Source organism: Paenibacillus chartarius, from assembly GCF_042432825.1.
Taxonomy (GTDB): Bacteria; Bacillota; Bacilli; order Paenibacillales; family NBRC-103111; genus Gordoniibacillus; species Gordoniibacillus chartarius.
In genome coordinates, this window is the sequence record NZ_JBHLWN010000025.1 from 48,678 (window position 1) to 71,344 (window position 22,667).

At 53.5% G+C, this 22,667-nt stretch carries 15 protein-coding genes and 2 pseudogenes; 16 read left to right on the plus strand and 1 reads right to left on the minus strand.

The window, feature by feature from the left end; translation table 11 throughout:
- The first annotated feature begins 52 nt into the window (after positions 1 to 52).
- The 5 genes and pseudogenes from ACFFK0_RS06005 to ACFFK0_RS06025 all read left to right on the plus strand — a co-directional run bounded on the left by ACFFK0_RS06005 (position 53) and on the right by ACFFK0_RS06025 (position 6,440).
- Positions 53 to 1,159, plus strand: a complete 1,107-nt coding sequence (locus tag ACFFK0_RS06005) for a rhamnogalacturonan acetylesterase (protein ID WP_377469064.1) — start codon at positions 53 to 55, stop codon at positions 1,157 to 1,159.
- A gap of 546 nt (positions 1,160 to 1,705) precedes the next feature.
- Positions 1,706 to 2,236, plus strand: a pseudogene (locus ACFFK0_RS06010) (3-keto-alpha-glucoside-1,2-lyase-like domain-containing protein); the annotation flags it as partial.
- Positions 2,237 to 2,362: 126 nt separating this feature from the next.
- Positions 2,363 to 3,535: pseudogene (locus ACFFK0_RS06015) on the plus strand (right-handed parallel beta-helix repeat-containing protein); the annotation flags it as partial.
- Positions 3,536 to 3,550: 15 nt separating this feature from the next.
- The gene (locus ACFFK0_RS06020; RefSeq protein WP_377469065.1) at positions 3,551 to 5,584 is read left to right on the plus strand and encodes a pectate lyase family protein; all 2,034 of its coding nucleotides are present in this window, start codon (positions 3,551 to 3,553) and stop codon (positions 5,582 to 5,584) included.
- A gap of 202 nt (positions 5,585 to 5,786) precedes the next feature.
- On the plus strand, positions 5,787 to 6,440 hold the full coding sequence (locus ACFFK0_RS06025) for a class I SAM-dependent methyltransferase (RefSeq protein ID WP_377469067.1): 654 nt from the start codon (positions 5,787 to 5,789) through the stop codon (positions 6,438 to 6,440).
- A gap of 3 nt (positions 6,441 to 6,443) precedes the next feature.
- On the opposite strand, the gene ACFFK0_RS06030 is transcribed toward ACFFK0_RS06025, so the two are convergent.
- Positions 6,444 to 7,271: an RMD1 family protein gene (locus ACFFK0_RS06030; RefSeq protein ID WP_377469069.1), complete on the minus strand. Its 828-nt coding sequence runs from the start codon at positions 7,269 to 7,271 to the stop codon at positions 6,444 to 6,446.
- Positions 7,272 to 8,048: 777 nt separating this feature from the next.
- Between ACFFK0_RS06030 and ACFFK0_RS06035 the strand changes: the two genes are divergently transcribed.
- From ACFFK0_RS06035 to ACFFK0_RS06085, 11 genes are all read left to right on the plus strand, one after another.
- Complete coding sequence (locus tag ACFFK0_RS06035; RefSeq protein WP_377469070.1) at positions 8,049 to 8,438, plus strand: MerR family transcriptional regulator; 390 nt, start codon at positions 8,049 to 8,051, stop codon at positions 8,436 to 8,438.
- 3 nt (positions 8,439 to 8,441) lie between these two features.
- Complete coding sequence (locus ACFFK0_RS06040; protein WP_377469071.1) at positions 8,442 to 9,212, plus strand: carboxymuconolactone decarboxylase family protein; 771 nt, start codon at positions 8,442 to 8,444, stop codon at positions 9,210 to 9,212.
- Positions 9,213 to 9,342: 130 nt separating this feature from the next.
- Positions 9,343 to 9,867, plus strand: coding sequence for a hypothetical protein (locus tag ACFFK0_RS06045; protein ID WP_377469072.1), 525 nt, complete (start codon positions 9,343 to 9,345; stop codon positions 9,865 to 9,867).
- Between the two features lie 460 nt (positions 9,868 to 10,327).
- Complete coding sequence (locus ACFFK0_RS06050; RefSeq protein ID WP_377469073.1) at positions 10,328 to 12,103, plus strand: cache domain-containing sensor histidine kinase; 1,776 nt, start codon at positions 10,328 to 10,330, stop codon at positions 12,101 to 12,103.
- Positions 12,100 to 13,659 (plus strand): response regulator transcription factor, encoded by a 1,560-nt coding sequence (locus ACFFK0_RS06055; protein ID WP_377469074.1) that lies wholly within the window; start codon positions 12,100 to 12,102, stop codon positions 13,657 to 13,659. The genes ACFFK0_RS06050 and ACFFK0_RS06055 overlap by 4 nt, the downstream gene beginning before the upstream one ends.
- A gap of 995 nt (positions 13,660 to 14,654) precedes the next feature.
- A complete protein-coding gene (locus ACFFK0_RS06060; protein WP_377469075.1) occupies positions 14,655 to 15,614 on the plus strand; it encodes an ABC transporter permease in 960 nt (319 codons plus the stop codon).
- A 12-nt stretch (positions 15,615 to 15,626) separates the two neighbouring features.
- A complete protein-coding gene (locus ACFFK0_RS06065) occupies positions 15,627 to 16,502 on the plus strand; it encodes a carbohydrate ABC transporter permease (protein WP_377469077.1) in 876 nt (291 codons plus the stop codon).
- A gap of 80 nt (positions 16,503 to 16,582) precedes the next feature.
- Positions 16,583 to 18,241, plus strand: coding sequence for an extracellular solute-binding protein (locus ACFFK0_RS06070; protein ID WP_377469079.1), 1,659 nt, complete (start codon positions 16,583 to 16,585; stop codon positions 18,239 to 18,241).
- A gap of 53 nt (positions 18,242 to 18,294) precedes the next feature.
- Entirely contained in the window at positions 18,295 to 20,034 is a 1,740-nt protein-coding gene (locus ACFFK0_RS06075) for a DUF8769 domain-containing protein (protein ID WP_377469080.1), read from the plus strand.
- A gap of 18 nt (positions 20,035 to 20,052) precedes the next feature.
- Positions 20,053 to 21,795, plus strand: a complete 1,743-nt coding sequence (locus tag ACFFK0_RS06080) for a sensor histidine kinase (protein WP_377469081.1) — start codon at positions 20,053 to 20,055, stop codon at positions 21,793 to 21,795.
- A 2-nt stretch (positions 21,796 to 21,797) separates the two neighbouring features.
- The gene (locus ACFFK0_RS06085; protein WP_377469082.1) at positions 21,798 to 22,589 is read left to right on the plus strand and encodes a response regulator transcription factor; all 792 of its coding nucleotides are present in this window, start codon (positions 21,798 to 21,800) and stop codon (positions 22,587 to 22,589) included.
- The last annotated feature ends 78 nt before the right edge of the window (positions 22,590 to 22,667 follow it).

The window sequence follows — 22,667 nt, forward strand, 5'->3', positions numbered from 1 at the left end:
GTACCGTATAATTTTACATATCTTGTAGTTGTCAGTGAGAGGAGAATTCGACATGGCCAGCCATTTTAAGTTCGACTTCGGTGTGGGGACGGCGGAACAAGGATATACGAAAATCACGCCGCAGCACCGGTACGATGCTTCCGTCGGTTACGGGTTCAGCCAGGTGGACAAGGTGTACGCGAAAGAACGCAGCGAGGCGGCAGCGCTGAACCGCGATTTCTGCATTCCGCTCGACACCGCATTTTTAGTGGACGTTCCGGATGGGACGTACCGGGTGTCGGTACTGATCGGCGACGAAATTGCCGACACCGAGACGACGATCAAAGCCGGCGAAGGCAGGCTGATGGTGAACAAGCAGCGCACGTCACCGGGACATTATGTGCGCATTAGCTTTTCCGTGTGGGTAACGGGCGGACAATTGCGCTTGACGGTAACCGGACGGGCTCCGCGTCTCAATGCGGTGGAGATCGAGGCGGCGCCGCAGACGTGCACCATTTTCCTGGCGGGGGATTCGACGGTTACGGACCAGCCGGCCAGCGGCTATCCGTACGCCGGATGGGGGCAAATGCTGCCGATGTTCGTGAAGCAGGACGCAGCCGTGGCCAACTATGCGCTTTCCGGTCGAAGCTCCAAGAGCTTCATCAGCGAAGGCGTGCTGGATGAAATTTGGGGGCGGATCAAGCCGTACGATTATTTGCTCATCCAATTCGGCCACAACGATCAGAAGTTTGACGAGGAGCGGCATACCGATCCGTTCACGACGTACAAGGAAACGCTCAAAATTTACATCGATGGAGCACGGGAGCGGAAGGCGATACCGATCCTGGTTACGTCGGTACAGCGCCGTTTCTTCGAAGAGGATGGAACGCTGCGCGATACGCACGGCGACTATTTGACGGCGATGCGCGAGCTGGCTGCCGAGGAAGAGGTGCCGCTGATCGACTTGGCCGCAAGCAGCAAGACGCTGTTCGAGAAGCTCGGGCCGGAACGGACGAAAGATCTGTTCATGTGGCTCGCGCCGGGCGAGTTCATGAACTTCCCCGACGGGACCGAGGACAATACGCATTTCCAGCAGCAGGGCGGCATCGAAATCGCCAAGCTGGTGTACGAAGGGCTTAAGGAGCTGCGGCTGCAGCCGCTAATCCTGTATTTGCGCTAAGCGGCTTAGGAACAATCATACCCAAACACGAGGCTACCGCTTTATTTCGGCGGCGGCCTCGTGTTTTTTTGACTCAGCAGGGCCGGCCCCCGCGATTTATGGACAGGAGGAGGCATACTGCTGACGGTTGGAATCATTTGTCAATATACACTTTACAACCTAAATCCTGTACATCTCATGACTCGAAGTAAAGATTTGTGTACAGGCGGATGCCCGGAAATCGGCTTGATGCCTCGAATACTGCAGGTTTGCCGAACATCGGAATGCCGAATTGGTTGTTTTCGGTTCATTGTATGTAATGGGCCGGTCGGCATAATGAAAGGTGAGGCTGTTATGCAGCCGGCCCGAAAACGGTGAAGGAAAGGCGGTGATAGTTCGTTGAATAGCCGGATTTCAGATGTGCCGGACGATCGGCAGATTTCCGGTACGTCCGCAGGTTCTCTCGTGCAGTTCCAAAACTAAGAGGAGGAATGAATGATGAGGAACAAATTGACATGTAAAAAACGTTTGCCGATGCTTACTTCTCTCGCCCTCAGTACTGTCTTGATGGCTGGGCTGGTACCGGCTCATGCGGCTACAGTGTACAGTGACGATTTCAATGACGGCAATGCATCGGGTTGGACGGCATCGGGCGGCAGCTGGTCGGTTGTGCAGGACAACGGCGGTTACGCCTATTACCAATCGAGCACAAGCTCGGAGGGGCGCGCCACCTCCGGCAGCCAGAGCTGGAGCAATTATAGCGTTGAAGCGGAAGTGAATGTCAGCAATTTTAATGGCAGCCGGGTCATCGTAGCGGGCCGCTATAAAGACGGCAACAACTACTACGGGGCATCGCTCGATATTGCAAACGGAGGGACACTCGAGCTGAGAAGGAAAGTAAGCGGCTCCACAACAGTGCTGAAAAGCAAGTCCTTTGCCCTTGCGGCAAACACCGTGTATAAAGTTAAGCTGGAAATGAACGGCACGACGATCAACATGTATGTGAACAGCGTACTGCAGCTCACTGCAACGGACAGCTCTATATCCAGCGGCGCGATCGGGCTGATCGGCTGGAAGGCGGCCGCCAAGTTTGATAACGTTATGGTTTCGGATTTGACATCGCCATCGCCGGATCCGAATCCGGACCCTGATCCAGAGCCGGATCCAGATCCGGATCCAAATCCGGCTCCAAATCCGAATCCAACGCCGACACCGACTTCCGTGCTTTATGTAGCGCCAAACGGATCGGCTTCCAATAGCGGTACCTTAGATTCGCCTATCACTCTGGAAGCGGCCATTACCCGAATTGCGGCGGGCGGAGCGATTTACATGCGAGGGGGCACCTATTCGTATGCCGACGCAGTGACGGTAGCGCGCGGTAACAACGGTACGTCCTCTGCAATGAAGCAAATATTGGCGTACGGCGCCGAGAAGCCGATACTGGACTTCTCCTCGCAGCCCTATAATGCAGCCGATGTATCCGCGAATGCCAGAGGCTTGCAGCTAAACGGCAACTATTGGGTTGTCAAAGGATTGGAGATCAAAGGGGCAGCGGATAATGGCGTATTCGTTTCCGGCAACTACAACCGGGTCGAGAATCTGGACGTGCATCATAACAGAGACTCGGGAGTTCAGATCAGCCGGTATGCTTCCTCTGCTACTAAGGCGGAATGGCCTAGCTATAATGAAATTGTAAACGTATATTCGCATGACAATTTCGATCCGGATAACGGGGAAGACGCCGACGGTTTCGCCATTAAACTCACTGTAGGCCCCGGGAATATCATTGACGGCTGTATCGCCGCTTACAATACGGATGACGGCTGGGATTTGTATACCAAATCCGATACGGGAGCGATCTCACCGGTGACCATTAAAAACAGCGTCGCCCATCATAACGGCCAAACGTCCAGCGGACAGTCCACCAGCAATAGTGACGGCAACGGCTTTAAGCTTGGCGGGGAGAAAATTAGCGTGAATCACATCGTCGTCAATTCCGTCGCCTACATGAACAAGAAGCATGGCTTTACGTACAATAGCAATCCCGGCTCCATCCAGATGACGAACAACACTTCCTATGCGAATGGGCAAAGCAACTTTGCTTTCGATACGGGAACGCATCAGTTCACGAATAACTTGTCTTATAAAGGCTCATCCAGCGATAAGACCAGCGGCACCGATGTATCGAGTACGAACGTTTGGTGGAAAAACAATGCCAGCACGAATGCCAAAGGACTGTCGGCGAGCGATGCCGACTTTGTCAGCCTCACTCCGGCTTTGACTCGGAATGCGAACGGCTCTCCGAATCTTGGCAGCTTCCTGAAGCTTGCAACCGGAAGCGATCTGAAGGGCGCGGGTACGCCTGCCGGCACGGATATCGGTTATATTCAAAAATAAGCGGGAGGGGCATGGATGAAAATCAAAGCCAAAAGAAGCTTCGCGTTCTTATCGTCCTTAGTGCTTGCCGCCTCCCTCTTGGTGGGGGCTTTCCCTGCAAGCGCAGCCAGCTTGTACAATGACGACTTTAACGACGGCAACGCTTCGGGATGGACGACGAATAACGGCAGCTGGTCGGTAGTTCAGGAAAACGGAAATTATGTATATTTCCAGTCGAGCACCAGCAGCGAGGGACGCGCCTCTTCGGGAAATCAGGCCTGGACGGATTATGCCGTGGAAGCTGACGTCAATGTGTCCAATTTTAACGGGAGCAGGGCGGTCGTCGCGGGACGATACAAGGACGGCAATAACTATTACGGCGCATCGCTCGACATCGCAAACGGCGGCACGCTGGAGCTTCGCAAAAAGGTAAGCGGCTCCACGACAGTGCTGGCAAGCAAGCCGTTCGGGCTGGCAGCCAATACGACGTATAAAGTGAAGCTCGAGTTGAACGGCGCTTCACTGAACATGTACGTCAACGATACGCTGCAGCTGTCCGCGTCGGACAGCGCGCTTGCCAGCGGCGCCATAGGACTTATTGGCTGGAAAGCAGCCGTCAAGTTCGACAATATCGCCGTATCCGATTTAACGGGAACCAATCCGACGCCAACACCGACGCCAACACCAACGCCAACACCAACGCCAACACCAACGCCAACACCAACGCCATCACCGGACGGTACTGCTGCCGTCTATAACTTGACCGGTTTCTCGGCTGGCAATACAGGCGGAGGCGAAGTGGCCGAGACGGATTCGGCCCGCTACAGGAAAGTATATAATGCAACAGACCTGGCCGCGGCGCTGAAGAAAGGGTCCGGCGTAAAGGTCATTGAGATCATGAACGATTTGAATCTCGGCTGGAATGAAATTCCTGCCGCAGCTCAAACCTCGCCTTTCTCCATGGCGAACGCTCCGCTCACCCACCCGGTGCTCTTGAAGAGCGGCGTCAGCAAAGTGTATATCGACAGCTTTAACGGTTTGACGATCTTCTCGGCGAACGGAGCCAAGATCAAGCACGCCGGCTTTATTATCAAATACAGCTCGAACATTATCATCCGCAATGTGGAGTTTGACGAGCTGTGGGAATGGGACGAAGCGACCAAAGGCGATTATGACAAAAACGATTGGGACTACATCACGATAGAAGGTGCCAGCAGCAAAGTATGGATCGACCACTGTACGTTCAATAAAGCTTACGACGGGCTGGTGGACGTGAAAAAAGGAAGCAGCGGCGTTACGATCTCCTGGTCCACCTTCAAAGGGGACGACAGAAGCGCGAACAGCTTTGTCACCCAGCAAATGAACGCGATGGAAGCGAACAAAACCGCATATCCGATGTATAACTATTTGCGCACTCTGCTTAGCAAAGAGGACATTATTGCTATTGCTTCAAGCCAGAAGAAGGGGCATCTCGTCGGATCGACCGAGTTCGCTTCCGATAACCCGAACCTGCAGCTGACCTTGCATCATAATTATTACAAAGACATTCAAGACCGGATGCCTCGTCTCCGCGGAGGTAATGCTCACGCATACAACATCGTTATGGATGCGGCCGACGCTCGTGCCGCCGGCAAGAAAATAACGGCAGCCATGGCGACAGCCATCTCCGGCAAAGGCTATCATTTCGGTGTGACGAGCAATGGAGCAATCTCCACCGAGAGCGGAGCCGTGCTTCTCGAGAAATCGCATCTCATCGATGTCGTATACCCGGTCCGCAACAACCAAACCGATCCGAGTGACGCGTCCTACACAGGAAAAATCCGCGCATTGGATACGATGTACTCGCTGGACGGGTCCGCCTTCAGAGGCGACAGCGAGACGGCGGGCAGCCCTCTTGCGCCGGTGCCGGCGGCGCCCAAAGCGTTCTCCTGGAACGGCTTCACTTCACTGCCGTACACTTACTCCGCAGATGATCCGTCCACATTGAAAGCGAGGTTGACGGGGGCGGAAGGCGCCGGAGCCGGGAAGCTGGCATGGTCGAAGAGCAATTGGCTGAAAACGAACTATTAATCTTTAGGCAGTGCGATCATGAGGCCGTCCCTAAAGCCGTATGGCTGGGGGGCGGCCTTGTCATTTGTCGGGGCAGCACCTTGGCCAATCATTTTCGCTATTCGTAATGACATCCAAGCGGTGACGCAACCTTCTATATCATCGGACCGTCAGGATCAGAAAGAATAGGCGAAGTACGAACAAGGCGGAGAGGAGTACAGCAATGGAGAGTTATTGGAATCACAATACCGCTTTTCATAAAGAGCTAGTGGCGGATGCAAAGACACGAGGAGGGCGGGTTCTTGACATCGGCTGCGGCGACGGTCTATTGCTTCAACGCTTGGCACCCTACGCTGAGCAGGTCGTCGGTATTGACCCGGATGAGCAAATGGTTGAACGGGCAAGGACTCGATTAGCTTCGATCCCCAATGTGAAGATCATTAGCGGCGACTTCCTTGCCATGCCAGCCCCATCCCAAAAGGAGTTATTTTCGACAGTTATTTGCGTTGCAGCTTTACATCATATGGAATTGAGAACCGCACTGTTAAAGATGCGACAAGTTCTCGCACCTGGCGGCAGGCTCCTGATCGTCGGTTTAGCGGCTGACAAATCGTTCTTGGATTATTTCATCTCGGGGCTTCTTGTTCTCCCAGTCCGTATCATGGATCGACTTCATGGCGGGATGCAAGATATCGGTGTTCGGATTGCCGAGCCCAAAGATTCTTTCCGCGAGATTCGCCTAGCGTCACGCGAAATACTTCCGGGGGCGGCTATCCGCCGCCGTTTCTACTATAGATATGTTTTGACCTGGAACAAACCGATCATAGACAGCAGCCAGAGCGGATCGTTGTGTCCGAAACGAGTACATGATGGATAAGTCCTAATGACTAATCTCAAATATCATCAAGGCAACCTCAACAACAATCAGTATCACGATGATCCATTCTACAAACAATCCTCGAATCGAATGGCTGATCGTAAAAAAGCTCTCTTTAATGTTATATAAAATTTCCGTTTTGCTCTTTAAGATCTGATACCGGTCATTCAATTCGAAGAACTCCACCATCTTATCGTAAAATTCGCCGGCTGTGCTGTTGAGCCATGTGATATCCGGTTTATCCAAAATCATGATGTAGGCGATCGTATTATACTCGTGCCGTACGATTTTGGCTGTCGTACTGGCCAGCTCCTTGTTCCCGATTTTCATTTTGCCTTTTTCCAGCCGGTCGATCATGGTTTCGAGCTTATCTAAAATTTTGCCGAGCTGCTCCTCCGTTTTCTCGAGGGCTACCGATTTTGCGATCACCGTAGATATCAATTCGGGGTAAAAAATCTCAAAATCGGGTACGATGACGTATTCGTCGGTATATTCGATGCAGTCGGCTTCACCAATGCGAAGGCTGTAGTCGTCCGAATAATTGTAGGCGTTCTGGATATCGATTTCCGGCTCGAAGGAATGGATGTATTTGAAAAATTCGGTGATCTCGCGGGCATGGGAGTGATTGATAAACACAATACTGCCAAAAGAAAACACAAGCACCTTTTGGGATTCATCCACATTTTTCTGTAAAATAAAGTTTAGAATATCGCCTTGCAGAATTAACGGCTCTTCCCACGTAAATCTTTTGGGAATGCCGCAGTGGATGGCAATCTTGTTCAGATCGATTTCATTGGTAATCGCAAAAGCTTTGAAAGTAATTTCGTTCATGGTCATCTCCGGCTGTTTTTTTATTAAGCTGATACAATGTATTCTTTCCCAAAAATGCTTATGCACTAACGCTTCATATGTGCTGTATGCGGATTATTCTTGGGACGGGTTATTTTCGTGATTCGCCGGGAAATTAAAGAAGCAGCCTTTTCGGGTATCGATCTGGCATTAAAATAGAATTTGATTGGAAGATTCATGCGAAAGCGAAAGTGCAGGCACCTTTGCCGCGAGAAAGGGCAGCTATGGACGCTTTACCTTCAAATGCCTGCATTGTCGCAGTAATTAAAATCAGGCAAGCCAGCTGCTAGGGTGATTCCTGTATGTATGCGGGCTTTTATGGCTAACCGCTTGTCTAGCTAACCATTTCAAGCAAATCCATCAAACAACCTGGTATGCCTTGTGGCTATAAAGGTTTCCGAAACCGTTATTTGGATCGAGACGGGATCTCTTACAAATTTAGCGGAATTTGGGGGCTTTATTTTCCAGAAATCGGGGGAAATCAAGCCGAATTTCATCAATTGACATTCGATAGCGCCACCAAAATCCGCTATATTGAATGAAAAGTGCGAAAGCGGTAAAATTAGGCCCTCTAAATCCGTTATCGAATTGCATCAGCACGCCAAGCCCCCGTATGCCCGGAGGTCCAGATTCCAGTAGAAGTATAGTATCAGACATATTATTGATTTACATAAGAGAGCCGAGGGAGGCTCTACGGAGTACGCTGTCGGTTAAGGGCGCTATTGACTTAGAGTGCGCTCTAAGATGTAAACTTGCGCTATGGACAAATATTTATGCATTCAAGACATTTCCAACCTTACCGGCATCACGGCCTACACCTTGCGTTACTACGAGAAAAACGGTCTGATTCATGCGATTGAGAGAGGCTCGAACGGCCGCCGCCAATATTCTGCAAATGATCTGGCATGGATTCGTTTTTTGATAAGGCTTCGAACGACAGGAATGACCATTCGACAAATGCAACAGATCGCGGACTTGAGAAGACAAGGGCCCGCTACGACGAAAGAAAGGAGAATGCTGCTGGAAGCCCATAAGAATAAGTTAGCGGAACAAATCGAGAGGCTGCAAGAACACTATGAAGCTATCAACGAAAAAATCGAGACCTACCGTCAATGGGAAGATGGAACATCTACAACTGGAGGTAACTGAGCAATGAACTCATCATATGAGAATGGAAAAAAGCTGTTTCAAGAAACGGATGAAGCAGGAATTCAGGGAGTCATTACTGGGTTAAGTGACGTATCCCCTCACATCAGCAGATACATCATTGAATGTTTCGGGCAGCTGTTCAGTCGCCCCGTATTAACCTATCAACAAAGAGAAACGGTAGTAATCTCTGCGTTAATTTCATTAGGTGATACGCCCAATCAACTCAAATGGCACATGAACTTCGGCCTAAAGGTTGGAATTACACCGAACGAAATCATAGAAATGGCCACCCACTGTATTCCGTTTTGCGGCTTTCCTCGTGTTTTAAATGCCGTCGGTGTTGCGAAACAGCTTTTTGCGGAACAAAATATCGAAGCTCACATCGAGGACGAGCTATTGCATCATGTTGAAGAAAGACGCCAAAGAGGCTTGGCAAAGCTTCGGGAAATCGACGGAGAGCATGGCGAAGCGGTTGCTGATTCACTTGCCGATATTGCTCCGCTATTGGCTGAACAAATCATCGATTTTACATTCGGTGAAATATACAGCCGGCCAGGATTAAGTGCTAAACAACGTCAACTCGTAACACTAGGAGCCTTAACGGCTCAAGGGGGCTGCGAGCCTCAGCTGCACGTACATCTCCATGCTGCCGTCCGCGCAGGTTTAACGAGAGAAGAAGCGATAGAGGCATTATTGCAATGCTCGCCATACACGGGCTTTCCTAAAGTGTTGAACGCCATAAAAGTTGCGAAAGAGATCTTCGTAACCCATTAATTCTAACGTGAATGTTAGGTTTGATTGAATAGCACCCAGCTGGTGATCGGGGATAGAACTTCACCCGGTTTATGCTGAAATGTCAGTTAGAAAACGACTTGTCATTATCCCAATTATGGTGGTGTATCCTGTGGGAACTTGGGGATATGGGATCTTTGAAGATGATTTTACGCTGGATATACAAGACTATTATAGACAGTTCAGAAAAGAGGAAATTCCCGTAAAACAAATTGAAGCCAGGATCTGTAGAATATATTCCGATATAATCAATGATACTGATCTTGAACCTTTATTTTATATAGGTCTGGCTGCTACAATGATTATGTTTGGGGAATTAACTGACAGCATAAAAGCTAACGCAATTAGGCATATTGATCAAGGAAATGGATTAGAGCTATGGAGAGAAGCAGGACTTATTCCGTTGTTAAGAAGAAAGTTGGCTCTAAATCACTTTAAGAAGAAGTTGCTGAAAGCAACATGCATACTGGATACAGGTACAATTGATGAAGAAGATCTTATGGAAGACAGATTTGATCCGCAGAATCAACGTTATTTTGTTTATGAAATCACTTTTTCTTCCGGTAAAAAACTAATTGGCAATACAGCGCATAAGGAACAAAGAGCTATGTATTTTGAACAAAATCCATTGAAATAGCATTGCTTTGAACATCCGATTGCTCTTACGAAGAACATCAGTTCAAAGTTCTAGCTCTGCAATATGCCGAAAAAGCGGTATTCCTGACGACGTCCGGAGTGCCGCTCTTTTTGTTTCTATAAATATAGCTCCACAAGATACTTAGCCAAGATCAGGGGAAAAATAAAGCTGCAGCAGCGGTTCCTTAAGAACTTACGTTAGAACAAACCGGGGGGCCAGAACGACCGGCTGCATTTCATTTTAATAAGGGGCAGGAAAATTTGAATTATATCGTGAATATTTCCATAATACGTATTGTTTTGATAATTGAGCCGATTGAGAAGCAAATTCGCTGAAAAATCGATATACCAAGATTTTGGCGCGAAGAAGAGGAACATGTCTTCTCGGTGGGCGGTTACCGAGACCGGGGGGACATAGCCGGTCATTCTAAACATCCAAGCGCGAAGCGAGGCGTCAGGCGATGTTCAAACGGTGGAGAGCCAGCTTCAAAATCAAGCTGATGCTCGGCATTTCGGCGATCATCTTGTTTACGTTCTGCATAACCGGAGTCGTATCGTACCGAACGCACTTGCAGCTGTTCGAGGAAGAAGTGAGCGAGCAGTACCGGCGCTCGAACGAGCAGGCGATGGCACAGTTTGAGCTGCGCGTGAAGGAGCTGTACCGGATATCTAATTTCATCGTATTCAATCAGACGATTGAAGAGATTGTGACGAAGCTAGCTAGCGCGGACCATGTGCCTGCTGCGGAGAGATATTTTGAACAGGACCGCATCTTGACTGAGCTTCGGCAAATCAAGTTCGACGCACCGCAGGTGCTGTCCATGTACTTGTTCGACTTGAACGGAACGAATTATTACAACGGACTTATGCGGGAATCCGTGGAGCGAATCGGCGACGACACGTTCCGGGAAATTCGCGATAAAGTGAAGGCGTCCAACGGCGAAATGGTATGGATGAGGAAGCGGCTCGAGAGCGCCATCGAGAAGTCCGGCTACCGCGAAGTGACGATCGCTGCCCGCTGGATGCATAACAATACGCTGGGGATGTACGGGTTGTTGGTGATGGTGATCGATCAGGATTTCATGACCCGATCGTTCCGGGAGATTACTAGAGACGGGCACGGGGTGGTGTATTTGTTCGATCGCCACTCCTCCCTGTTATACACAAGCGATACGGATGTGCCGCTAACGAACGAACGGCTGCTGGCGGTACGGGACGGGACCAGAGCTACAATCGACGGGACGGGATATTATTATGCGAGGAACGATTCGAAGGAAATTGATTTCGTCCTGGTCAGCCGGATGTCGATGGCCCGTTTTCTGGAAAAGAGCCAGCTCATTCTCCGCATCAGCGTGATTTCGGGAGCGGTCAGTATCGCGCTCAGCGCTTTGCTCATCTTCCTGCTCAGCCAGCGCCTGCTGCGGCCGCTGCGGGAGCTGGTGCAGGCGATGAGAACGATGCGGGGCGGCAAGTTTGATACCCGGATCAAGCCGCGGTCAAGCGACGAGCTCGGATTTATCGCGGACAGCTTCAACTCGATGGCTTCGAATGTAAGCGCTCTGATTAACGAAGTGTATCTCCGCCAAATCAGTGAGCGGGAGGCCGAGCTGAAGGCGCTGCAGGCGCAGCTCAATCCGCACTTCCTATACAACACGCTGAACGGGCTGTACTGGAAGCTGTATTTGCAGAACGACCGGGAAACGGCAAGTCTTGTATCGTCGCTGTCCAGCCTGCTGAAATATTCGCTGGAGCGTGTCCGGAAGCGGACGACGCTGGCGGAGGAAATGAAGCAAATCCGAAACTACCTGCATGTACAGGAAGCGTTTGTGGAAAATAGCTTCGAGGCAGTGATCGAGATGGATGACGAGGTCGCGGAATGCACCTCGCTTCGTCTGATCCTGCAGCCCATCGTAGAGAATGTGTTCGTTCACGCGTTCCGCGAGCAGGAAACGCCCAAGCGGCTTACCATTCGGGCTTACCGGTCGGAATCGTATTTGAAAATCGAAATCGCGGACAATGGAAACGGCATGACACCGGAACAATTGAGCCGTGTTCTTGCCGAGGAGCCCGCCGGAGAACGAGCGCCGCTCGGCGTCCGCAGCGTGATGCGCCGCATCGACCTTACCTATGGGCCGCCATATCGGCTGGAGCTGGTTAGTGCTGCAGGTCAAGGAACGACGGTCCATTTGTATTTGCCGTTCGAGAAGGCGGAAGCGGACAAGGAGGCAAGCGCATGAACGGAACGCTGCTGATCGTCGAGGACCAATCGTATTTCCGCAAGGGTATTCGCAAAATGATCGAGGACCATCCCATCGGCTGGACCGTCGTCGGAGAAGCGGAGAATGGCAAGGAGGCGCTGGAGCTTATTCATCACAGGCGGCCGGATCTCATTCTTACCGACATCAGAATGCCGGCGATGGACGGGATTGAGCTGGCCGAGTATATTCACCGGAACAAGCTTGGTATTGATTTGATTATTTTGACGGGGTACGAAGATTTCAGCTATGCGCAAGCGGCGCTTCGTTACGGGGCGATCGATTTCTTGCTCAAGCCGTGCGACGAAGAGACGCTGATCCAAGTACTGCAGAAGGCGTACGGGCATGTTTCTGGCAAGCGTAAGGAGTTGCAGCGAATGAAAGCGGCGGAGAAGGCGAACGAGGAAGCGCTGCTGCGGGCGTTCATGCTGCGGCTGCCGCAACAAGCGGCAGACCTGGGAATGCTGACGGATCGCTTGCTGCATCGTCATCTAATGCTCGTTATAGTGAACAGCTTCTTCCCGGCCGGAAAGCGATACGAGCCGCAGGATATCGGGCTGCTGCAATTCGCTATGTTCAACATTATTTCCGAGCTCATGGTTCAAGGCGGATTCAGCTTTCAATCGATCCCGCTCGAATATGACCAATTCGCCTTGATCATCGAAGAGGGAGAGGCCAGCGTGCTCGCTGCAAGCGTCGAACAGCAAATCCGGAGCTGCTTAGGCATACAGGTTACCGCTGCCACGTTCGGACCGATACGGAAGACGGACGATGTGCGGGAAGCATACGAACGGATACGCGGCAACGCGCCTTACGGTCCGGCTGCGGCAGCATACCGCTTCGGCGCCGGCACGATGCCGCCTGGTTTGAGCAGGGAGGGAATCCCGTCGAAGGTGAAGGAGCTGCAGACGCAGCTCACCTCCGATATTGCGCTCGGCCGTCCCGATCAGCTGAGCAGGACTTTGGGCGCAGCAATCGAACGAATCGCGGCACTGCCGCTCGAAGACGCGAAGCTGGAAACGGCGGCGCTTGTTCTCGCGCTGAACGGCGCGGCGAAGCAATCGCTCGAAATGCGGGAGGAAGCGGCGGCGGCTTCACTCAGTGCCGTATTCGAACGTCTGCAGAGTGTCAAGACGACGGCAGAGGCGACGGATATGGCAAGCCAATGCAGCGCTGCGTTCGCAGCCGAGTACGACAGATGGAGGGCAAGCAAAAATCACAATATCGTCGGCAAGCTGCTCGACTATTTGGACCGGCACTATATGGAATCGTGTACGTTAACGGAGACGGCGGCCCGCTTCCATATCAGTACGGCGTACCTTAGCAAGCTGTTCAAGAAGGAGACCGGCGACAACTTTAGCAGCTACGTCACCAAGCTGCGCATGCGGAAAGCCGCGGCGCTTCTGCTCAATACGGATATGAAAGTGTTTGAGATCGCGCAAGCCATCGGTTATGACGACCCGAATTATTTTACGAATGTATTCCGCATGATCCATCAGTTGTCGCCGAGCGAATACCGTAAGCAGCACAAACCATAATGCGCCGCAGCCGTCCTGCCGTCCGGCAGGGCGGTTTCTTTGTGCGCATGGCAGCGCGATGACGCTGGAGCGTCGCAAGACGGCCCCAAATGGGCCGTCCTCTCGGCGCGGTGCCGACGGAGTGACGCAATACGGCCCCAACCGGGCCGTCCTCTCGGCGCGACGCCGCCGGAGCGACGCAAGACGGCCCCAAATGGGCCGTCCTCTCGGCGCGGTGCCGACGGAGTGACGCAATACGGCCCCAACCGGGCCGTCCTCTCGGCGCAACGCCGCCGGAGCGACGCAAGACGGCCCCAAACGGGCCGTCCTCCCGGCGCGACACCGCCGGAGTGACGCAAGACGGCCCCAAACGGGCCGTCCTCCCGGCGTTACGCCGCCGGAGCGACGGAAGACGGCCCCAACCGGGCCGTCCTCCCGGCGCGGTGTCGCCGGAGTGACGCAAGACGGCCCCAATCGGGCCGTCTTCTCAGCGCGACGCCGCCGGAGCGACGCAAGACGGCCCCAAATGGGCCGTCCTCCCGGCGCTACGCCGCTGGAGCGACGCAAGACGGCCCCAAATGGGCCGTCTTCCCGGCGCGACGCCGCCAGATCGTCGCAAAACGGCCCCAAACGGGCCGTCCTCTCGGCGCGACGCCGATGGAGCGACGCAAAACGGCCCCAAACGGGCCGTCTTTTCAGCGCGGCTCCGCCGGAGTGACGCAAAACGGCCCCAAACGGGCCGTCTTTTCAGCGCGACTCCGCCGGAGTGACGCAAAACGGCCCCAAACGGGCCGTCTTCTCAGCGCGACGCCGCCGGAGTGACGCAAGACGGCCCCAAACGGGCCGTCCTCCCGGCGCGACGCCGCCAGATCGTCGCAAAACGGCCCGATCGCAACGTGAACATGACAAATAATTCTAGATTCCGGTCATGGAATTCAAGGAAAACCCGGACGGAGACGCGGTATGATGAAGGCACGACCGGACAACATTTTCCCATAATCAACGAGGTGATCAACATGGCCGTACCTGCCGGCGGCGCAACCCGCGAAACGGCGCATTACCTTACGGGGCGTTCCCGTGCGAAGGCCGGACGAACGAAGCGAAACATCCCGCTGTATCTCATGTTTTTGCCCGGCATTTTGTTTTATCTGCTGTTCAAGTACTATCCGATGGGCGGAATTGTAATCGCATTCAAGGATTACAACTTGTACGACGGAATTTTGAACAGCCCGTGGGTCGGCTTCGATAACTTCCGCACCTTGTTCAATCAGCCGCAGACGCTGAACGTGATCCAAAATACGCTGCTGCTCAGCGTGCTCGGCATCGCGGCCGGCTTTCCCGCCCCGATCGCACTGGCCGTTATGCTGAACGAAGTTCGCCGCATGTGGTTTAAGAAGTCCGTTCAAACGCTCGTCTATTTGCCTCATTTCTTTTCATGGGTCATCGTGTCCGGCATTGTGCTGGAACTATTCTCGCAGGAATCCGGCGTCATCAACCATTGGATTCGGCAGTTCGCGGGCGAACCGTACCCGTTTCTTTATAAACCGATTTCGTGGATCATGATTTTCATCGGTTCGGGCATCTGGAAGGAGATGGGCTTCGCTGCGATCATTTATTTAGCCGCCCTCACCGCGATCGATCCGCATCTGTACGAGTCGTCCGCCATCGATGGAGCGAGCAAATGGCAGCAAATTCGCCATATCTCCATTCCGGGCATTATGCCAACGATCGTGCTGCTGCTCATTCTGAATGTCGGCAAGGTGATGGACGTCGGGTTCGATCCGGTTTACATGCTGTCGAACGAGAGTGTATCCGAAGTTTCCAATGTCATCAGCTACTATAACTACACGATAGGCATACAACGGGCTCAATTCAGCCTAACGACGGCAATGGGATTGTTCGAGAATGCGGTCGGGTTCATTCTGGTGCTCGGCGCCAATTATTTGGCCCGTCGCTCGAATCAGTCATTGTGGTAGGAGGTGGCGGAGATGAAGGCTTCATTCAGCGATAAAATGTTTTACACGTTCAACTACACCATGCTTACGCTCATCGGCCTCAGCTGCTTGCTCCCGCTGCTGCATATCGTATCGCTGTCGTTCAGCGAATCGCATGCGATCCATTCGGGCTTCGTCTCCATATGGCCGGTCGGGTGGGAGCTGGAATCGTATCGGGTACTGTTCGACAATACGCGAGTCATACCGGCGCTTTGGAACAGCGTCCAGATCACCGTCGTCGGTACGGTGCTGTCGATGATCGCGACGACGCTGACGGCGTATCCGCTGTCGCGGAACTATTTTTACGGCAGAAGGGTGTTCACGCTTGCAATGGTGTTCACGATGATGTTCGGGAGCGGTTTGATCCCGCATTATTTGGTCATGAAGCAGTATGGCTTGATCGATTCGTACTGGGTGCTGTGGCTGCCGTCGCTCATCAACACGTATAACGTGCTGGTCATGCGAACGTTTTTCGACAACATTCCGGAGGAGATCGATGAAGCGGGGCGGATGGACGGCTGCGGGGAGTGGACGCATCTGATTCGAATCGTTCTTCCTCTATCCATGCCGGTCATCGCCACGCTTACGTTGTTCAACGCTGTCGGGTATTGGAATTCATTCATGAACGTGCTCATCTACATCAACGATACGGAGAAATACAACCTGATGGTCATGATCCAGCAGATGATCAAGAAAGATTCCGTACTGTCGGAGGTGATGGCGCTTCAGCCGGGGGACATCGCCGATGTGACGGGCGAAGGTATTAAAGCGGCCGGTATCATGGTCGTCGTCATTCCGATGCTGATTATCTATCCGTTCCTGCAGCGGTATTTTGTGAAAGGGGTTATGCTCGGCTCGGTGAAAGGTTGACGGGCTGTCCCGCCGCGCCCCGCCAGGATTCAACCAGCATACCTGAAATACGAAGAGAACCGATTGAGAGGGGTATCCTGATGCCAGCTTATCGAAAATGGTTAACCGTGTCCACCGTCCTCATCCTTGCTTCCGCCGCGCTTCTTGCAGCCTGTTCCGACACGAACCGTGCAGCTCCGGGCGATACGGCGGCAAGCGGTGACGCAGCGGCTGTCAAGCCGGTTCGGCAACATATTTCGTCGACGGTGTACGACCGCTCGAACGTCCCGTCTACGGAAGGGTCGACGGAAAACAACCGCTGGACGAAGTGGCTGAACGAGAACGGGCCTGCGAACGTCAATTTCGTTGCTGTGCCGCGTTTCGAATCCCGTCAGAAGCTGAACGTCATGTTTGCATCGGCAAGCGCGCCGGACTTGATTTTCGAATACGACCCGTTCATCAAGAATCCGCTGTACGACCAGAAGATGCTGATGCCGATCGACGATATGATCGAAAAATACAGCACGGAGTATAAGAAGCTTCTGAAGCAGTATCCCGCACTGAAGAAGGTTGGCACGAAAGCGGACGGCAAGCTGTATGAGTTCGGCCGGCTGCAGGAAGTATTGCCGATCCATGCGATCCTGATCCGCGAGGATTGGCTCAAGAAGCTGAATCTGCAAGCGCCGACAACGACCGAGGAGCTGTACCAGGTCGCCAAAGCATTCGCCGAGAACGACCCGGACGGCAACGGCCAGAAGGATACGTACGGGATGGCGATCAGCTTGCAATCCGGATATGTCATTAACCAGGTGTTTCAAGCGACCAGTTGGGTCGTAAAAGACGGCAGCTTAACGAGAAACTTCGAGAACTTCAAGGCGGCCGCGGAGTTTAAGAAGCGTTTGTTCGATGAAGGCATCGTCGACAAAGATTATTTGAACGATAAGAACGGCGCTAAAGCGAAGCAGGATTTCATCAACGGCAAAATCGGCATTTACCCGCTCCAGATCGACTGGTACGGCTTTACGATCAATGAGCTGGCTTCGTTGAAGAAAAATGTGCCGGACGCCGCCGTGGCCCCGCTGCCCTATCCGCGAAGCCCGGCGGGACAATTCAATCCGGCTTATACGAATCCGGTCCAGGCTACTGCCGTCGTGAACGCCCATGCGAAGCATCCGGAAGCGATTATGAGCTATGTTGACTTCCTTGTGAAGCCGGAAACGATGAAGACGCTGAAATACGGGATCGAAAACGAGCACTGGAATCCGGGGCCTAACGGCTGTCCGCTCATTATCGACGCCGGCAAGCAGAAGACGGAGGTCAGCTATAACGGCGATCTGCAAATGCTGAGCTCGAGCATTCTGGACGCGAAGTGCGGCAAGATCGAAACCAAATTCAATCCGGACAATCCGATTGAAAAGGAAGGACTTGCTTTATTTAAGAAAGCGATGGACATATATACGGACCCTGCGAAGCCGTACGTGGAAATTACGCATCCCGAGCACCTGCCGCAGCTGCCGAAGGACATCGAAGCGATTTCCGTGAACTTGACGAAGCCGATTGACGACTTGTGGATTAAAGCGATTCTCGGCGGGAAGGGCTATACACCCGAGCAGGCGATGAGCGATGCGATGGCGGCATGGGAGAAAGGAAGCGGCAAGAAGGTCGAAGAGTGGTTCGCGAATTGGTGGAAGAACGACAGCAAGAACAGCTTCCTGGCCAAAGATATCATTGACATGATGAAGCAGCAAACCGGCAAGTAGTGAGCGTTCAGGCAGATAGAGGGATCAGGCACAGAATGAGGGGGGATGTGGGCATGTCGGGTTTCGGAACAGCATTGTCAGCCGAAGACTTGAACCGGTGGCATGAGGATAGGCTTCATCAGCTCGTTCATTCGATTCAGGATAAGTACGACCCGGAGCTCCGGTTGTACCGGACTCCGTTCAGCAGTCCGGGCTACCATACCCGGATTAAGCAGGCGGAGTACGTTCATGGCACGAATCCGAACACCATCTATGCTTTGGCGCTGCTAGACTCCGGTGTTCACGAATATACGCAGCGAGCCTGTGAAGTACTGGAAAGTATCGTATCTCTGCAGGATACGGATCGAAGCAGCGCTACCTTCGGCGTGTGGCCGTGGTTCTACGAAGAGCCGCTGTCCGAGATGGCGCCGCCGGACTGGAACTGGGCGGACTTTATCGGCAAGAACCTGTTACTCGCACTGAAGAGGCATGCGGAGCAGCTCCCCGGGCCGCTCCGCGGCTCGATGCGTCAGGCGGTAGCCCGCGCCGCCGATGCGATTGTGAAGCGGGATGTCGGCCCGAGTTATACGAATATCGCCATTATGGGCGCATTCGTTACTGTAATCGGCGGCGAGCTGCTGGAACGGGCCGATTACACGGCATATGGTCTGCAGCGTCTGGAGAAGCTCCGAACGTATACGACGGCGCTCGGCGCGTTCCAGGAATACAACAGCCCTACCTACGCGACGATCACGATTGTGGAGCTGTCGAAGCTGAGGCTTGAGACGAAGCTGGAGCCGGTAAAGGAGCTTTGCGACGATATGCTGGATATGGCTTGGAAAATGGTTGCCGAGCACTTCCATGCATCGACGGGCGAATGGGCGGGACCGCACAGCCGCAGCTACGGGACGCTGCTGAAGCATGAGATTAAAGCGTTCCTGCAGATGGCAACTTCCGGTACGGTTTATTATGCGCCTTGGCAGCAAATGCATTATTCGGCGGAATGGTACCGCTCCGGCGCCACATGCCCGGCCAAGTACGCAGCGCACTTCCGGGAGAGCGCCGCACGCACCGTATATGAGCGGTTCATGAAATACGAGAAAACCGGCATCGAGAAGTGGGCTTACTGCCACATCACGCCGCAGTTTGCGCTCGGTTCATTTACCCGGGAAATTATGTGGAACCAATGCCGCAGCCTGGTCGCTTATTTCACAAATAACGGTGCGGCAACGTATATGCATGTGCGGTTTTTGAACGACGGCGGCGATTTCTCTTCGGCGCTGCTTCACAGCTTGCAATCGGAAGGGCATGTGCTGTTTGGGCTGAACCTGTTTACGAACGGCGGCAATGCGCATCCCGTGCTGGATCCGACGAACGGTACGCTGGTGTCCTCGGATTTGCGGATTCGATTCGAGTTCGGGGGCGTCATGGATGGGGTCGAGGCTGACCTCGATGACGGTCGCAATGTTCGTGTGCGAATATCGGAGCTGACCGCTGCCATTCATTTGGCTTACAGTGCGTTTGAAGAAGAGCGGAATAGCGATGCGGCCATCCTGCATCCGCCGTATTGGGATATTCACCGCGAACCCGGCAAGCTTTGCGTCGATTATGTGCTATATGCCGGACAAGAGAAAAAGTTCGATCTGGGAAGCATCCAAAAAGCCGCGGCCATCTTCGCTTTATCCATAAGCCAAACGGGCGGTCCGCATATGACAGTCTCCGTATCTGAACAGCCTCATGGTGTCATAGCGAGTTGTCGTGTCGACAATCATTCATTATCCGTAACGATGCATGTGAAGCCTTGCGACGTGTAAAGAGCGGAGGTGTGCCGAATGCTCGGTTCGTGGCTGAAGCCTACGGTTCGCCTGCAAATTTGGCTCGGTGCGGTTGCGGTCCTGATCGCGGTACTATCCGTGACGGGATCAGCCGCTTACCAGCCGATCGCAGAGCTGCTGCGCAGCCATACCGACCGTTATGTGCATGCGTTAACGAGCCATATCCATTCTTCAGTGGAAGTGTCGTTAAGCAATGTCGATACGGTGACGTTTCAGCTGGTTGCCGACAGCAGCATGCAAGAGCTGCTCTACGCCATCAAATATTCGGAATCGAAGGAACCGACCGTCGAGCAGCGCATATCCGCGAAGCTGATGGTCGATGAGTTCCGTTACTACACCGCCTCGATCGTGTCCATCGAACTGTATGCGGGCGATAAGGCCGTATACCCTCTGCAATATGCATCGCTGCGCAGCCGTGTTGATCCGGAATGGATCGACGCGGCTGACCGGCGTCCCGGCGAACTTGTATGGATCGGCCTCGACCCGAAGGACGGGGAGACGCTGTTGTCCATAAGGCAAATCCGTCTGGAGAACGACCGCTTCAACGCGGGCGGGTATTTGGTCGTTCGCGTCAGCAAGAGCATAATTCCGTTCTACAGCGCAAATGTCCCCCAAATCCCGGACAGCTACATGTATGTGTTTGACAGCCATGGGCGAATGCTGGTGTCAACGCAAACGGATGTCAAGCAGACTCCGCCCGGTATATTTTCCAACTCAAACGTTGTCCGCATGAACGGCAATACGTATGTGCCGATCCGAATCCGGTCTTCCGTAACAGGCTGGACGCTCGTCAGTCTGGCACCGCAGCATTGGATTGCCGAAGGCATGGACGTCATCAAGGAGGCGCTGCTTTGGGCGGGGGCCATCGGCCTCGTTCTGTCGGTCGTGCTTGCGCATATGCTCTCGACGATGATAACGCGGCCGGTCCGCAAGCTTATTCGTACGATGCGCAGCGGCAAGGGCGGCATCCCGGACCGCAATCATGGAACGTTCCGCACATTGGAGCTGAGCGAGCTGAACGCTGCATACAACCGGATGGTTGACCGGGTCCGCGAGCTGGTGGAAACCGTTTACGAGCGGGAGCTTATGCAACATCAAGCGGAGATGCAAGCGCTCCAGGCGCAGATTAATCCTCATTTTCTGTATAACTCGCTGGAGACGTTCTATTGGCTCTTAAAGGAGCGAGGGCAGGAGGAGCTTGCAGGTACGGTCATCGCTTTATCCCGGATGTTCCGCTATGCGGTGAGAAGCCCGGCTTCCGGCGGGGAGTGGGTCACGGTTTCGGATGAACTGAACCATGTGAGCCAGTATATGTCGCTGATGCTCAAACGGTTTGACGACCGGTTAACCTGGTCGGTTGAAGCGGATCCGCGGGCGGTGAACGCCGTTCTGCCCAAGCTGCTGCTGCAGCCGCTCGTCGAGAATGCGGTATGCCACGGCATCGAGCCGGCCGGGCAAGGAGCCATCAAGCTGCGCATCGTTTTATCGGAGTCGGGCCGGGAAGTCCGCTTCGCCGTCGCCGATAATGGCTGCGGGATGGAGCAAGGGTTTGCTGAAGCGATACTCGCCGGCCATCCCGCCCGAAGCGGCGATTCGAAGGGCACGGGAATCGGACTTGTCAATCTCCACCACCGTCTCCGGTTGTATTACGGCGATGGTCATGGCTTGCAAATCAGCAGCAGGCGTGGCTCGGGTACGGCTGTTTCCTTTGAAATCCCTTATATCATAAGGAGCGAATAACGATGCACGGTAAAATCTTGATTGCCGACGACGAACGATTGACGCGCAACGGCATCGTGCGCTCGCTCTCCCGCTGGGCGGGAGACCGGTATGATGTGCTGACGGCCGAGAACGGCTGGACTGCGCTGCAGCTGCTGCGGGAGCATCGTTGGGCCGTCGATCTGCTGATCACCGATATTCGCATGCCGTCGCTCGACGGGCTCCAGCTGATTCGATATGCATGTGAAGAAGGAGCCCGGATACCGGCCATCGTGCTGACCGGCTATGCCGACTTCGAATATGCGCGTACCGCGCTGCGTTACGGCGCAGTCCGGTATTTGCTGAAGCCGGCCGAAGAGGAGCATATCGTACAGGCGGTGGAGGAAGGGCTGGAGCGTGCGTCTAGCGAGCAGCGTCAAGCCGGAGAACGTTCCGATGATTCGAACGCAGAGATGGGGCCGCGCGGGGCGGCCGCCGAAGGAAGAGCGGCTGTATCGAATCCGTTTATCCGGCAAGCGGTCGACTATATCGATCATAACCTGAACCGCATGCTGCCCGCGAAGAATGTCGCCGGCCTTGTACATCTGAACGTCAGCTATTTCAGCGTGCTGTTTAAGAACGAAACCGGTGTCAGCTTTAGCGACTACGTAACGAAGAGGCGGCTGCAGAAAGCGAAGGAGTTGCTGGTCCGAACGAATCTGATGGTTTATGAGATCGCCGAGCAGACCGGATACCAATCGGCCAGCTACTTTGTCAAAGTGTTTCAGGAGGCGGAAGGGATGACGCCGAAGATGTACCGGAACACCCACCGCTAACCAATGAAAGTGCTACAACACCCAATCGGAATGGCATGACGCTGCAAGCCCCTCACCCTATAATGAAAGCGTAATCAT